General features: G+C 53.6%; 10 protein-coding genes. 1 reads left to right on the forward strand and 9 read right to left on the reverse strand.

Going from position 1 to position 14,839, the window contains the following annotated elements; genetic code table 11:
• Positions 1 to 5: 5 nt before the first annotated feature.
• From ETV65_RS15310 to ETV65_RS15350, 9 genes are all read right to left on the reverse strand, one after another.
• Positions 6 to 1,391, reverse strand: a complete 1,386-nt coding sequence (locus tag ETV65_RS15310) for a diaminobutyrate--2-oxoglutarate transaminase (RefSeq protein WP_129953670.1) — start codon at positions 1,389 to 1,391, stop codon at positions 6 to 8.
• A gap of 757 nt (positions 1,392 to 2,148) precedes the next feature.
• Complete coding sequence (locus tag ETV65_RS15315; protein ID WP_129953671.1) at positions 2,149 to 2,499, reverse strand: hypothetical protein; 351 nt, start codon at positions 2,497 to 2,499, stop codon at positions 2,149 to 2,151.
• A gap of 153 nt (positions 2,500 to 2,652) precedes the next feature.
• Complete coding sequence (gene blaRAHN, locus ETV65_RS15320) at positions 2,653 to 3,540, reverse strand: RAHN family extended-spectrum class A beta-lactamase (RefSeq protein ID WP_129953672.1); 888 nt, start codon at positions 3,538 to 3,540, stop codon at positions 2,653 to 2,655.
• A 112-nt stretch (positions 3,541 to 3,652) separates the two neighbouring features.
• Complete coding sequence (locus ETV65_RS15325; protein ID WP_129953673.1) at positions 3,653 to 5,317, reverse strand: methyl-accepting chemotaxis protein; 1,665 nt, start codon at positions 5,315 to 5,317, stop codon at positions 3,653 to 3,655.
• A 209-nt stretch (positions 5,318 to 5,526) separates the two neighbouring features.
• Positions 5,527 to 7,113 carry an ABC transporter ATP-binding protein gene (locus ETV65_RS15330; protein WP_129953674.1) on the reverse strand — a complete coding sequence of 529 codons (1,587 nt, stop codon included), beginning with the start codon at positions 7,111 to 7,113 and terminating at the stop codon, positions 5,527 to 5,529.
• Positions 7,110 to 7,925, reverse strand: a complete 816-nt coding sequence (locus ETV65_RS15335) for an ABC transporter permease (RefSeq protein WP_129953675.1) — start codon at positions 7,923 to 7,925, stop codon at positions 7,110 to 7,112. The genes ETV65_RS15330 and ETV65_RS15335 overlap by 4 nt, the downstream gene beginning before the upstream one ends.
• Before the next feature lie 18 nt (positions 7,926 to 7,943).
• Positions 7,944 to 8,882, reverse strand: coding sequence for an ABC transporter permease (locus ETV65_RS15340; RefSeq protein ID WP_129953752.1), 939 nt, complete (start codon positions 8,880 to 8,882; stop codon positions 7,944 to 7,946).
• A gap of 94 nt (positions 8,883 to 8,976) precedes the next feature.
• On the reverse strand, positions 8,977 to 10,518 hold the full coding sequence (locus ETV65_RS15345) for an ABC transporter substrate-binding protein (RefSeq protein WP_205951596.1): 1,542 nt from the start codon (positions 10,516 to 10,518) through the stop codon (positions 8,977 to 8,979).
• An 86-nt stretch (positions 10,519 to 10,604) separates the two neighbouring features.
• Positions 10,605 to 11,507 (reverse strand): homocysteine S-methyltransferase family protein, encoded by a 903-nt coding sequence (locus tag ETV65_RS15350; protein ID WP_129953677.1) that lies wholly within the window; start codon positions 11,505 to 11,507, stop codon positions 10,605 to 10,607.
• Positions 11,508 to 12,442: 935 nt separating this feature from the next.
• Between ETV65_RS15350 and fhuE the strand changes: the two genes are divergently transcribed.
• Positions 12,443 to 14,668: a ferric-rhodotorulic acid/ferric-coprogen receptor FhuE gene (gene fhuE / locus ETV65_RS15355; RefSeq protein ID WP_129953678.1), complete on the forward strand. Its 2,226-nt coding sequence runs from the start codon at positions 12,443 to 12,445 to the stop codon at positions 14,666 to 14,668.
• Positions 14,669 to 14,839: the final 171 nt, after the last annotated feature.

Raw genomic sequence — 14,839 nt, forward strand, 5'->3', positions numbered from 1 at the left:
TCCGCTCAGGCAGGTTTGACGCCAGCCGCTAACAGCGCCTGCTCAAACTTGTCGAGGAAAATACCCAGCTCATCGTTAGTGATCAGCAGGGAAGGCAACAGGCGCAGCACGCAACCATTACGGCCGCCGCGTTCGAGGATCAGACCAGCTTCGAAACATTTTTTCTGCAACAATGCAGACAATTCGCCGTCAGCCGGGTAGCAACCCATGTGATCCTGCGCTTCGTTTGGTTTGACGATTTCGATACCAATCATCAGGCCCAGACCGCGTACGTGACCTATCACCGGATAACGTTTCTGCATGTCAGCCAGTTTGCCTTTCAGCCACTCGCCCTGTGCAGCCACTTTCCCGGCAATGTCCTGTTCTTTAAGAATTTTCAGCGTGGTCAGGCCGGTGGCCATCGCCAACTGGTTACCGCGGAAGGTGCCAGTGTGGTGACCCGGTGCCCAGGCATCGAACTCTTTCCTGATACCCAGCACGGCCAGTGGCAGACCGCCGCCGACCGCTTTAGACATCACAATGATGTCCGGCTCAATGCCCGCGTGTTCGAACGCAAACTGTTTACCGGTACGGCAGAAACCGGCCTGAACTTCGTCGAGGATCAGCAGAATGCCGTGTTCCTGAGTCACTTTACGGATGCGCTGCAACCACTCAGCCGGAGCCGGGTTCACGCCGCCTTCACCCTGAACCGCTTCCAGAATGACAGCCGCAGGTTTGCGAACGCCGCTCTCAACGTCGTTGATCAGGTTTTCGAAGTAATAGGTTAAGGCTTTAACGCCAGCGTCACCGCCAATACCCAGCGGGCAGCGGTACTGATGCGGATAAGGCATAAATTGCACTTCCGGCATCATGCCGTTAACCGCTTCTTTCGGAGACAGGTTACCGGTCACTGCCAGCGTGGCATGAGTCATACCGTGGTAGCCACCCGAGAAACTGATAATGCCGCTACGGCCGGTGACTTTTTTAGCCAGTTTCATGGCAGCTTCAACCGCGTCCGCGCCTGAAGGACCGGTGAACTGCAGGCAATACGCTTTGCCCTGTTGTGGCAATAAAGAAAGCAGATATTCAGAGAACTGATCTTTCAACGGGGTTGTCAGATCCAGTGTATGTAACGGCAAGCCGCTGGTAATGACATTTTGGATGCTTTGCAGCACGTCCGGATGATTATGTCCAAGAGCAAGCGTACCCGCGCCAGCCAGGCAATCAAGATATTGATTATTCTCAACATCAGTGATCCAAACGCCATTGGCCTTCGCAATTGCCAGAGGCAATTTACGTGGATAGCTCCGAACATTCGATTCAAATTCAGCTTGTCTCGCCAAATAGGTTTCATTGTTTCCGTTTAATGAATTCGCACCTAAACTGTCAATACGGACTTTATCCGTCATCATATCTCTCCTACAACCGTGGGTTATTAGAACGCCACAATTGAATAAATTTGATTAAAAAAATTACCAGCGTGTGAAAAACGCGGCCAATATATGGCTTTTTTGCCCCCACCTCAATAATTTATTTTGTATAGATTTGTTTATTCTTTCCTATATGAATCAATATGTTGCTGATTTAATGAACGATCATGCTGACTTAACTGAGTTACACGGTCATTAATAAAGCACTAAAAAGCCCCTCCGGCTTGCTAAACCCCCCGTAAACACGCGACAGGACAGCCTTAAAATCGGGCAGTGGTGTTGCACCGGCAGACCCGCTTAACATGATGTCGCTGCACAGATAGCGACGCGTGAACAGTCTTTCAGGAAAGTTGTTTAATTATAGCGCGCAGGGGGTGATATGAGTGATGACATTAAAGCATCAGGGAGTAAATGGCTGAATAGCCGCCAGATATAAATTTTGAAATATATTACAGCGGCATAGAGTCCGGTTATTACAAAAATAATACTGAATTAGGTTTCACGCGTATATAAACAATACGCCCTGATCTTTACCTCATTATTCAGATTATTAAGTCAAACATTATGGTAAAGCTTATCCAGCGCGACACCCTCATGGAACGTTGGCGACAATGGATAATCCCAAAATCTCATGATTTCAGGATTATGGGATTCTTAAAAACGACGTGTCAGAAGAAAATGTCTGGTCAAGGTGACTAACGGGAAAAACGGGCGTTAAACCGTCCCTGAGCCGTCAGGCTCAGTTGCGCTCAGGATCGCCTGCCTGCTCACGTTTTTGTCTTGCCGCCTCGCGGGCTTCAGCGTCGCGTTTCTCATGGGTAGCGATGGCTTCGTTCTGAATACGGGTTGTGGTGTCTTCCTGCTCTTTGATCTGTCGCTGTATCTGCTCATGATATTCATTGGCAGACTTCTGGCTGTCCTCGCGCCATTGACGCTCAGACTGTAACATCTGTTCATGCTGCTGCCGGTTTTTCTCAGCGAATTGATCTTGCAGTTGTTGTCTGCCTTGTTGGTCTGCAACGGCGGTAAAACTGAAAAGTAATGCAGAAGTACAGGTGATACGGATCAAACGGGATAAAGAACCTGCCATGGATAAACTCCCTTTCCAAAAGTGTTTAAAATTCTTATAAAAACATCCGATTACAGGGAAAGAGTATAAAGCAGGGCGGCAGGCAGAAAGAGGAAGTGTCTTAAAAGTCTGAAAACGGCGAAAGTCCCCTTCCGCCGTCTGATGCTTACGTCATCAATACCCCTGCGTAACAATTTTTGCTGCGGAAGCCAGCACATCGCGACGGGATTTCGCATTTTTCTCCGGCTGCGTAAAATAGGTAATCAGGATCAGCGGAGCCTTATTTTCCGGCCAGATCACCGCAATATCATTCGTTGTCCCGTAATCGCCGCTGCCAGTTTTATCGCCAACCACCCAGGTCGCAGGCAGCCCCGCGCGGATACTCATCGCGCCGGTGGTGTTGCCTTTCATCCATTCCACCAGTTGCGCACGTTGCGGTTCAGCCAGTGCGCTGCCCAGCGCGACGTGTTGCAGACTCAGCGCCATCGCTCGCGGTGATGTGGTGTCGCGGTCATCGCCCGGAATGGCGGTGTTCAGTGTCGGTTCGGTGCGGTCCAGACGGAACGTTTTATCGCCGAGCGTGCGGGCATATTCCGTGACTTTCTGCGGCCCGCCAAGCTGCCCGATCAGTTTATTCATGGCGGTATTATCGCTGTACTGCAAGGCGGCGGCAGCCAGTTCGCCGATCGTCATCCCCGTACCGAGGTGCTTTTCGGCGATCGGGTTGTAATTTACCAGATCAGATTTTTTGATGCTGACGTGCCGGTTCAGCAGTTCCGTTTGCGTTTCACTTTGTTTAAGAATGGCTGACGCGGCCATGAACTTACTGGTGCTGCACATCGCAAAACGTTCATCGGCACGGTAAGCAATCTGGGAGTTGTCTTCGGTATTAATCAGCATCACGCCAAGACGGCCACCGCTGTCTTTTTCCAGCGCGGCAAGCTGCTGCTGCACTGACGTCATTTTTGTAGCCGTTTGCGCCCAGGATGCCGCGCTGAATGCGAGCATTGGCACCACAGCCGCCGCCATCAGGACGGTTTTACGCAGGGTATTTTTCATCATCAAAGCCTTCTCCTTTATATTGGCGAAGGGATTATGGCAAAAGCAGGGGCAGAAAGTAAAAAACCCGACACGAATGTCGGGTTTTGAGCAGAAAAAAGCCGTGATATCACGCTTAAAACGTTTCCCAGTTTCCTTCCTCAACGCCGGGGATCGTCTGTCGGTTTGACAGAAACGCCGGTGTTTTCGTCTGAGAGGCTTTGCGCACCGCAGCTGTCGCCGAACCCGCGCTGACTTTGAAAATGCTGATGGCCTGCGACAAACGCTCAGCCTGCTCGTTGAGCGAATGCGCCGCCGAAGAGGCTTCCTGAACTAACGCGGCGTTCTGCTGAGTCACTTCATCCATCTGGTTGATGGCTTTGTTAATCTCTTCAATCCCGGTGCTTTGTTCGTTACTGGCAATGGCAATTTCGCCGACGATGTCTGTCACATTTTTTACGCTGGACACCACTTCCGCCATGGTGGCACCGGCTTTGGCGACCAGCTGCGTGCCGTTATCCACCTTCGCCACAGAATCATCGATCAGCACTTTGATCTCTTTGGCAGCACTGGCAGAGCGTTGCGCCAGATTGCGCACTTCGGAAGCCACCACGGCAAAACCACGCCCCTGCTCACCGGCACGCGCCGCTTCAACAGCAGCGTTCAACGCCAGAATGTTAGTCTGGAAAGCAATACCGTCAATCACTGCAATGATATCGACGATTTTGCGCGAGGAGATATTGATACCTTCCATCGTGTTCACGACTTCACCGACCACTACACCGCCCTGCACCGCCACGCGGGAAGCCTGCGCCGCCAGCTGATTGGCCTGACGCGCATTATCGGCATTCTGTTTCACCGTGGCTGTCATCTGTTCCATAGCGGATGCGGTTTCTTCCAGTGAACTGGCTTGCTGCTCGGTACGGGAAGACAAATCCAGGTTTCCGGCAGCAATTTCACCGGATGCGCTGGTGATGGCATTCGTGCCTGCACGCACTTCGGTCACGATCCTCAGCAGATTTTCATTCATGTTTTTCAGCCCCTGCATGAGCTGCCCGGTTTCATCCTGCGAAGTTACCTGGATTTGCGTGGTCAGATCGCCGGCCGCTACGTTTTCTGCCACTTTCACGGCAGTATGCAGCGGACGGGTGATTGAGCGGGTCAGGAAATAACCCAGCGCGGCTGCCATTAAAATGGCCAGCGCAGAGAAAATCAGCGTCAGCTGAATGGCGGTGGCACCATCGGCCAGCGCTGTTTTACCTTCGGCCTGTAATTGCTGATCCTGAGAGTTAGCAAACGCGGTCGCCAGGTCCAGATACGCATTTTGCGAAATGGTCAGTTTACGCAGAACAAACTCGGTCGCCCCTTCCATATCACCGGCACTGGCTAAGGCAATCAGTTGCTCTTTGGCGGTTTCGAATGTTTGCCCCGCCTCCTGCAACGCTTTGATTTTTTGCTTGCCGGTCATGGTCGTCTGAATAGCGGCGATTTTGTCCATTGCGACATTGGTTTGTTTAACCGTGTCATCCAGCTGGACATAACGCTTCTTATTCTGCTCAGGATTTTTAGTATCAATGACGATGCCGCGCAGATATTTAATCTGGTCATTTACGCCGTCGCGGACGTCAAATGCCAGCCGGACTTTGACGTAACGGTCACTGACTATTTGGTCAATACTGCTATTGATGTTGCTTATTTTGGTAATGGCGATAGCGCTGACAATCACTAAAAGCAAAATGATAAGGCCGAATGCTGTCCCTAAACGGGCGCCGACACGCATACTGTTGATCAGTTTACACATTTTATTTCCCTTATTTCCTGGCCATTAAAAATTAATACAATGAAAAATAATTCAAAATATTGATTACATAGCGGAACTACTTTCTAATAATCTAATTAATTCTTAAAGGTTATCGGTATAAATAAGGGAATCTTTAGTGATGTGAATATTGGGAAGTGTAAAGAGGGATAAATGGTTCTGCTCCTCCCCTGTGCAGGAGAGGAGCATTATCAGGCAAACATTTCCTCAAGCCAGCCAACCCGCATTTCAGGCACGGATCGCAGCAACTCGCGGGTGTAATCATCCAGCGGTTCGGCCAGTGCGGAGGTGACCGGTCCCTGACGCACAATCACACCCTGTCTGAGCACCGCGACTTCATCGGCGATTTCGCGCACTACCTGCAAATCGTGGGTAATAAACAGGTAAGAAATGGCGGTGTCCTGCTGGATCTGGCGCAGTAATGCCAGCACATCGCGGGCAACTAACGGGTCGAGCGCCGAGGTTGGTTCATCGCAAACGATAACTTTTGGCTCCGCTGCCAGCGCCCGCGCAATACACACGCGCTGTTTTTGCCCGCCGGAAAGTGCGGCAGGAAAACGCGCTGCCAGTTCGGCATGTAATCCGACCTGCGCCAGCAGTTCACTCACCCTGGCCTCGCGCTGGCTGCGGTTCAGGCTTGTAAAGCAGGCCAGTGCACGGGAAATCTGACTGCCAATGCGCTCTTTCGGATTCAGCGCCGTGTCGGGGATCTGATGGATCAGTTGTACATCGCGCAACTGAACGCGGCTGCGCTGGTGCAAACTGGCGGGCAATACTTGCTGATTCAGACTGACTTCTCCGCTTTCCTGGGTAAGCAGCCCGCAAATCACTTTACCGAGCGTCGATTTCCCCGAACCGGATTCACCGATCACCGCCAGCGTGCGCCCGCGCGGCAAACTCAGCGAAACATCTTGCAGTACCGGCTGTGCATGATAGCGAGCACTGATGTTACTGATATCCAGCGCTGCTGGTGCATGACCCGTTTGCGGCGTTTTGTTCCCACCCTGCGCATGCAGCAAACGGCGGGTGTAAACCTGTTGTGGCTGGCTCAGCAATTGTGCCGTTCCCGCCTGTTCAACTGTTTTACCGTGCTGCAACACCATAATGTGATCGCTTATCTGCGCCACCACCGCCAGATCATGGCTGATGTAAATCGCCGCGACGCCGGAAAAGCGGATCACATCACTGATAGCTTTCAGCACGCCGAGCTGGGTGGTGACATCCAGTGCGGTGGTCGGCTCATCGAAAATCAACAACTCAGGCCCGGCGCACAGCGCCATGGCAATCATCGCGCGCTGTAACTGACCGCCGGAAACCTGATGCGGATAACGCTGATAAAACGCCTGTGGATCCGGCAGACCAAGCTGTTCAAACAGAGCAATGGCTTTGGCCTGCGCCTGACGGCGGGGATACACATTGTGTTTCAGCGCCGCCTCAATGACCTGCTCGCCGAGGGTGATCACCGGATTAAACGCCGCTCCGGCAGACTGCGCGACATAAGCAATCTTTCTGCCGCGCACCTGACGCAACTGGCGCTCAGAAAGCGAAGTCAGTTCCTGTCCGCTGAACGCAATTTTGCCGGACCGGATGCGCATCCCCTGCCGGCAATGCCCGAGAATAGCCAGTCCGATGGTGGATTTGCCTGCGCCCGATTCGCCGATCAGACCCAGCACTTCGCCGCGCTTCACAGTGAAAGAGACATCATCCACCAGCGTGCGCGAATTTTTACCCTGCGACACCACGCACAGGTTTTCGATACACAGTACGTGCTCATTCATGCTTTTTTCCCCCACACACGACGCTCACCGCTTATCAGCCAGTCCGCCACGGCGTTGACTGCCAGCGCCAGTACCGCGATTGCGCCCCCCGGCACCAGTGCCGCCCAGACGCCAAACAAAATGCCGTCTTTGTTATCGCGCGCCAGTCCGCCCCAGTCAGCGGTCGGAGGCTGAATACCCAGCCCGAGGAATGACAGCGCAGAGAGAAACAGCAGAATAAAAATAAAACGCAGGCCGAATTCGGCGATCAGCGTCTGGAGCGCATTGGGTAAAATCACATGCAGGAGGATCCAGCCGAGACTTTCACCGCGCAACCGCGCCACATCAACAAATTCCATTACGCCGATATCCACTGCAAGGGATCGGGCCACGCGCAGCACACGGGTTGATTCCAGCAGGCCAAGCACCAGCGTCAGCACCAGAATGGTTTTCGGCAAAACAGCCAGCACGATCAGCGCCAGGATCAGCGTCGGAATAGCCATCACAATATCGTTGCAGCGGGAAATCACCTGATCCAGCCAGCCGCCGCGCAGTCCGGCAATAAACCCGAACGTACAACCGACGATAAACGCCACCAGTGCCGCCAGTGCGGTCACACCAAGGGAAACCCGTGTGCCCCAGATCAGGCGGGAAAGCAGATCACGGCCGAGATTATCGGTGCCCAGAATGGAACCGGGCCCCGGTAAATCCCACGACATGCCGATCGTCTGATCCGGCGTGTGCGGGGCCAGCCACGGGGCAAAAATGGCGATAAGGATAAACAGGCTTAGCACCAGCAGGCCCAGTATCGAAGCAGGTTTTAATGCAGGCATTACAGCAATTCCTAAGATTCAGCGGTTATGGCGTAAACGCGGATTGGCGACCAGCGCCATCACATCCGCCAGCAAATTCAGCAGGATATAAATACCTGCCAGCAGCAACGCGCAATCCTGCATCACCGGAATATCGCGTTTGCTGATGCTGTCGACCATGTACTGCCCGAGTCCCGGATAAACAAATACGTTCTCGACAATCACCACACCGACCATCAGATAGGCCAGATTGATCGCCACGACATTGATGATCGGCCCCACCGCATTGGGCAATACGTGACGCCATAAAATGCGCGACGGTGACAGCCCTTTGAGCAACGCGGTATCCACATACGCCGAACTTTGCGCGGCTATCAGCGCAGCGCGGGTCATGTTGCTCATATGGCCGAGGATCGCCAGTACCAGTGTGGCGCATGGCAGGGAAATGGCGGAGAGTTTGGCCGCCAGCGGCATATCCGCAGTGATACTGCTGTTGCTCGGTGCCCACGCCAGCGTGATGGCAAATATCAGAATCAGCAAATAACCGGAGAAAAATTCCGGCAGGGCCACCGTGGCGCGGGTGATGACGTTGAGCAGTGTATCAATGATACTGCCCTGATAACGCACAGAAATAAACCCGATCAGCAGCGCCAGCGGAACCGCAATCGCGGCGGTACATCCGGCCAGAAACAGTGTATTCCCCAGGCGGGTAAACAACGGACCGCTGATGGCTTCGCGACTCGAAAAACTGGTGCCGAAATCGCCGTGCAGCACACCCGCCAGCCAGCTCAGATAACGGCTTACCGCCGGTTTATCCAGCCCCAGTTGAAAATTCAGTTCGCGGATAGCATCGGGCGTGGCGCTCTGACCGAGGATCGCCGTCGCCGCATTGCCCGGCAGCAGTTGTACACCGGCAAAAATCAGCACGGAAACGGCCAGCACCACCAGCACGCCATAGAACAGCCGCACCAGTACCATGCTCAGCAAGCCGGAGCGGTGTTGCGAAAAACGGCCCGCAGGCCGCTGTGTCACTTTCTGTTGTGCAGATAAGTCAGACATATTTTTACCCGGTTCAGCCTTCAATCCAGACTTTCTCTGCCGCACGGTTACCACTGAGCGGCATTCCCGGAACGGATGTAAACCCTTTAATTTTGGCGGAACAACCGTCGAGCGCATCGGCGTACAGCGGGATGATCTCGCTTCCCTGATCAACCAGCATCACCTGAATGTCATGGTAAATCTGCCTGCGGCGCGCTTCGTCCGGTTCACCGCGTGCGGCTTTGACCATCGCATCGAAAGCCGGTACGTGCCACGCCGATTCATTCCATGAAGACTGACTGGTGAACACCAGAGAGAGCAGCGCGTCGGCGGTCGGACGGTTCGCCCAGTTCGACGACACAAAGGCTTTTTTCTGCCAGATATCATTCCAGAACGCATCGTCCGGCACGCGCACCACATTCAGGTTAATGCCCGCTTTGGCGGCGGATTGCTGATAAAGCTGACCGGCATCGACCGCGCCGGGGAAACCGGCATCGGCGACATTCAGCGTCAGAGGGCCGCTGAAACCGGATTTCTTCCAGTGGAACTGCGCTTTTTCTGGGTCGTACGGACGCTGCGGAATATCTTTCGCAAAGTATCGGTTCGACGGGAAAATCGGGTTGTCGTTCGCCACGCTGGCGTAACCGCCGAGCACGGTGTCGATAATTTTCTGACGATCGATGGCGTATTTGAGCGCCAGACGGCCATCAACATTATCGAACGGCGCCAGATTTGACAGCCCGGGGAAGGTGTAAATCATGCTGTCTTTCGCCCGTACCAGTTTCAGGTTCGGCATACGTTCGATGCGGCTGACAATGCGCGGATTCACGCGGTTAATCAGCTGTGCCGAACCACTGACCAGTGCGGCCACACGGGCTGTTGAATCGTTCATCGCCAGCGTTTCGACAGAATCGACATGCCCGCGTTCGCTGTTCCAGTAGTTCGGATTACGTTTGGTCAGCGCGGACACACCCGGCTGGAATTTTTCAAGGATAAATGCGCCGGTGCCGATGCCTTTATCAAAGTTTTCATTTTCAGCAGTAATGGCGAAATGCACGGCGCTCAGCAGCCAGACGAATTCGACGTCCGGTGCGGTGAGCTTAACAGTGACCTCATGGTCGCCGGTAGCTTCAATCGAACTGACGGTGTCCAGATAACCTTTCACCGGCGAGGTGGATTTCTCACCCCGGTGATGATTGAGGGAATACACCACATCTTTCGCGCCCAGCGAACGGCCATCATGGAACTGCACGCCCTGACGGATTTTCAGCACCCAGGTTTTGCTGCCATCGGTTGAGGCCCAGGCTTCAGCCAGTGACGGTGCCAGTCTGGCGTTTTCGTCGATTTCCACCAGATTGTTAAACATCTGCGAACCGACGAAATACATGTAAGTTTCGAACCAGAATGCCGGATCCAGACGGTCGGTGCTGGAGGCATTGTCCACGCCGACGACCAGATGGCCGCCTTTTTTCGGTTTTTCTGCCTCCGCAGCAAAGGCATTGCCCAGCCACAGTGAATGGGTAGCCGCAGCAACGGAAAGTGCACCCGCACTTTTAATAAATGAACGACGATCAATCATGGTTTTCCCCTGTCTGCGAAGAATGCATCTTCAGCATTAATATGCGTTTTATTCTTTTTATGGATGTTATCTGGTGATGGATATTATCTGGCGAAGGCCTGTTTCAGCGCGGCAATATGTTCAGGCCCGATCCCGCAACAACCGCCGACCATGGTCGCACCCTGCGCCACCCAGTCTTTCGCGAAATCGAGATAACCGGCAGGATCAGTGTCCTGACGCATTTTGCTCAGCCCTTCATTGGCACCGCGTTTATTATCGGAAGGCTCGAATGCATTGGCATACACGCCGATATCAAGCTGAGATCCCTGTGCCGTCAGCGCCGCTCGTGCAGTTTTCACCGCAGTCGCCATCACTTCAGGACGGCTGCAATTGAACAGCACCGCCGCCGCAGAAACCCGCAGCGCCACGCTGACCGCATCGACAACCGCTTCACCGGAGCGCAGCAGCGCATTACCCTGATCGTCGAGATTGTCCTGCAAGGTAAAAGACAGCCACAGCGGACGCGGGTCATCGCCCAGCACATCGCGCACGGCTTCGACTTCTGCGACAGAGCTTTGCGTTTCCGCCAGCCAGACATCAACGCTGTCCGTCAGGTTATCCACCAGCACTTGCAGTAATTTTTTGGCCGCCACTGGCTCGAACAGATCCGGGCGATAAGATCCGAGAACCGGAGGGAGCGAACCCGCAACCTGCACGGCAGCCCGTGCCGCATCAGCCGCCTCGCGAGCCAGCTTGCCGGAGAGCGCAATCAGCGCAGCGCCCTGCTCCGCAAAAACTTCTTCACCCACGTGGAACGGCACAACGGCGTAACTGTTGGTGGTAATGACCTGAGAACCGGCAGCAATAAAAGCATCGTGAGCAGCCCGAACAAATTCAGGAGCCTGCATCAGCGCCAGTGCAGACCATTCAGGCTGGCGAAAAGGAGCCCCCATGCGGGCCAGTTCGCGCCCCATGCCACCATCGAGGATTTTAATGTTACTGATCATTGTGCCACCGCCGTTGTATTTTTCTTAGCCGAATCAATCGTTAATCCGGCAGGTGGTGACACTCTACAAAACGAACGTTTAGATGTCTAGATTTCTTAATGGCTAAAAGGTGGGTTTTTTATTGTAAACTGGTCTCACTCGCCGTGAGGGCTGGATCGGGAATATTTCGGTTTCTCACTTGCTGTGAGGGCAAACCGGGAATATTTCGGTTTCTCACTAACGGTGATCACACGACCCTTCGCGCCGAAACCGACCAGGAGGGAAAAATGCTTTTTCCCTCTTGGATCTCCCTTCGCTTTTTCAACACGCGCTCCGCTCGCTGGCTATGTTTCAGGAACCACAGCGACAGGCTGGAAATCTTGCCGCTGTGCGGTGCCTTCTCTCGGTCCTGAAGTCTGAGGTCTTCAGGCCGCTCCGTTCAGCAAGATTTCTGAATCGCCCGCACGATCTTAAAATCAATGGCAGACTGTTTTTCATCTTTTAAAAAGGTTGACTGGCGTGCTCAAAATTCAGCTGAACGGAGCGGCTTCGAGACCTGTGGCCCGAAGACCGAGAGAAGGCAGTGCGAAGCACCTGGATTTGCGCCACTTACTATAGCCACGAAACACGTCCGTCGTGCCCGCGACAGCGCGCAGTGAAAGAGCCCGAGGGGTCTTGGGGGGTGGCGGCGATAGGCCGTCCCCCAAGTCGGTGTGGGCCGACGCCCACGGTCTTGACCTTAAAAGGCCTGTGTGGACGCCCCCCGTCTGTAATATTTATTTACAGCGATAAACCCAATGCGTATTATTCTCATTCGCTTTATTAACCATGACCATTTTATCTTGTCCAGCCCTTGTCCGGGGGATTCTGGCGGGGTTTGCTCATGCAGATAAAGCCGTATTCATACAAAAATGCCGTGGCTTAAAAATAATAAAATAACCGTGTGGAGAATAGTTATGCCTGTTTTTTCAGGGAATTGCGCTGTCAGGAACAATAAGCAAAACATTGATAATAATTCCGGAAAGAAACGTTCACTTTCAGTGATCGCATTGTTAATTTCGTCGTCATTGCATTCTGCGTATGCCGCAGACACCACCGTTAAGAAAACGGGTGACGATACTGTGGTGGTCACCGGGCAGAGTAACGCCAACAGCACCGCTGATACCGCCGCCACCGATTACAGTGTCCCGGTCACCACCGCAGGCACAAAAATGGCTCTGACAGCGCGCGATATTCCCCAGTCCGTCAGCATCATCAGCAAGCAGCGCATGGAAGATCAGCAGTTACAGTCTTTGGGTGACGTGCTGAGAAATACCACCGGCATTCAGGAAAGCGTTTCGGATCTTGACCGTCGTACTTATTACGCCCGTGGCTTTCTGATCGACAACTACATGGTCGATAACATTCCGACCACTTTCGATCCGCGCTGGGACCTGGGCGATTCACAGTCAGACACGGCAATTTACGACCGTATCGAAGTGGTGCGTGGTGCAACCGGCCTGATGACTGGCCCGGGCAACCCGTCGGCCTCCGTCAACCAGGTGCGTAAACACGCCGACAGCAAAGAATTCACCGGTAATGTTTCGGCTACTTACGGCAGCTGGAATAAACAGCGTTACGTGGCGGATTTAGCCACTCCGCTGAACGAAACCGGCAGTATACGTGGCCGTCTGATCACCGGTTATCAGGACAAAAACAGCTACGTTGAACGCTACGGCGCAACAAAAAAATTCGTCTATGCCACCGTTGATGCTGACCTGACTGATTCCACCCTGCTTTCCGCAGGCTACGAATTCCAGCAAACCAACACCGACAGCCCGACCTGGGGCGGCATGCCGCGCTGGTATCTGGACGGCAGCAAAACCGATTATCGTCGCGGGTTTAACTCAGCGCCGGACTGGGCTTACAGCGATAAAGAAACCACCAAGCTGTTCACCACCCTGAAACAGTCATTCGATAATGGCTGGCAGGCCACGCTGAACGGCACCCGTACTGAATCCCATATCGACAGCAAAATGATGTATATCGACGGGACATTCGATAAAACAACCGGGGTAGGTGAATCCGCCTATGCCGGTTATCCGGTGGTCGCAGGAACCGGCTATAACACCGGTAAACGGAAAGTCGATGGTGTGGATGCCTTCGCCAGCGGCCCGTATGAACTGTTTGGCCGTCAGCATGAACTGATGACCGGTGTGAGCTACAGTAAACAGCAGAACACTTATTACAGTTCATTTGCCAATATCACCACCGAAGAACTGGGCAATTTTAACGATTTCAACGGACAGTTCCCCGAAACCGACTGGGCTCCGCGTGCTCTGGCAGAAGAAGATGTTATTCGTCAGAAATCAGCTTACGTGGCTACACGCCTCTCGCTGGCCGACCCGCTGCACCTGATCGTTGGGGCGCGTTACACTAACTGGAATTCTCATACCCTGACCGACCAGATCGAGAAGAACAACATCACACCGTACGCGGGTCTGGTGTTTGACATCAACGATACGTGGTCCACATATGCCAGCTATACGTCAGTATTCCAGCCACAGACTTACCGTGATATTAACGGCGGCTACCTGTCACCGGTCATTGGTAAGAATTACGAAGCGGGGGTGAAAGCCGACTGGTTCAACAGCCGCCTGACGGCCTCTGTTTCCGTGTTCCGTGCAGAGCTGGACAACGTCGCGCAAAGTACCGGCCGTACAATCCCGGGCTCAACCGATACGGCTTACGAAGGTAAAAATGGCACTGTCAGTCGCGGCGTAGAATTTGAAGTGAACGGCGCCCTGACTGATAACTGGCAGATGACGTTCGGCGGCACCCGTTATATTGCAGAAGATGAAAACAGCGATGCAGTTAATCCTCAGTTGCCGCGCACCCAGCTGAAATTATTCTCCAGCTATCGTCTGCCGATGTTGCAGGATCTGACCGTCGGCGGTGGTGTGAACTGGCAGACACATGTCTGGGATACGGTTCCGGGGCCAAGCGGCAACGGTACGCGCTATGCGGAACAAGGCAGCTACGCGCTGGTTAATCTGTTCAGCCGTTATCAGGTCACCAAACAGCTGGCAGTGCAGGCTAACGTGAATAACCTGTTTGACAAAGAATATGACACCAGCGTGAATCAGTATGTGGTGTACGGGGAACCGAGAAATGTGTCGGTGACGGCGAGCTATAGTTTCTGATTTGCTGAGGCCGCAGCAATTGCGGCTTATCACTTGCAGTGAGGGCAGAACGGGTATATTTCGGTTTCTCACTCGCCGTGATGGCTGGATCGAGAATATTTCGGTTTCTCAAGTGCTGCGGTCACATGACGCGCTGCGCCGAAACCGACCAGAGGGGAAAGGCTTTTCCCC

Source organism: Rahnella sp. RFA10(1/100), from assembly GCF_004195115.1.
GTDB lineage: Bacteria > Pseudomonadota > Gammaproteobacteria > Enterobacterales > Enterobacteriaceae > Rahnella > Rahnella perminowiae.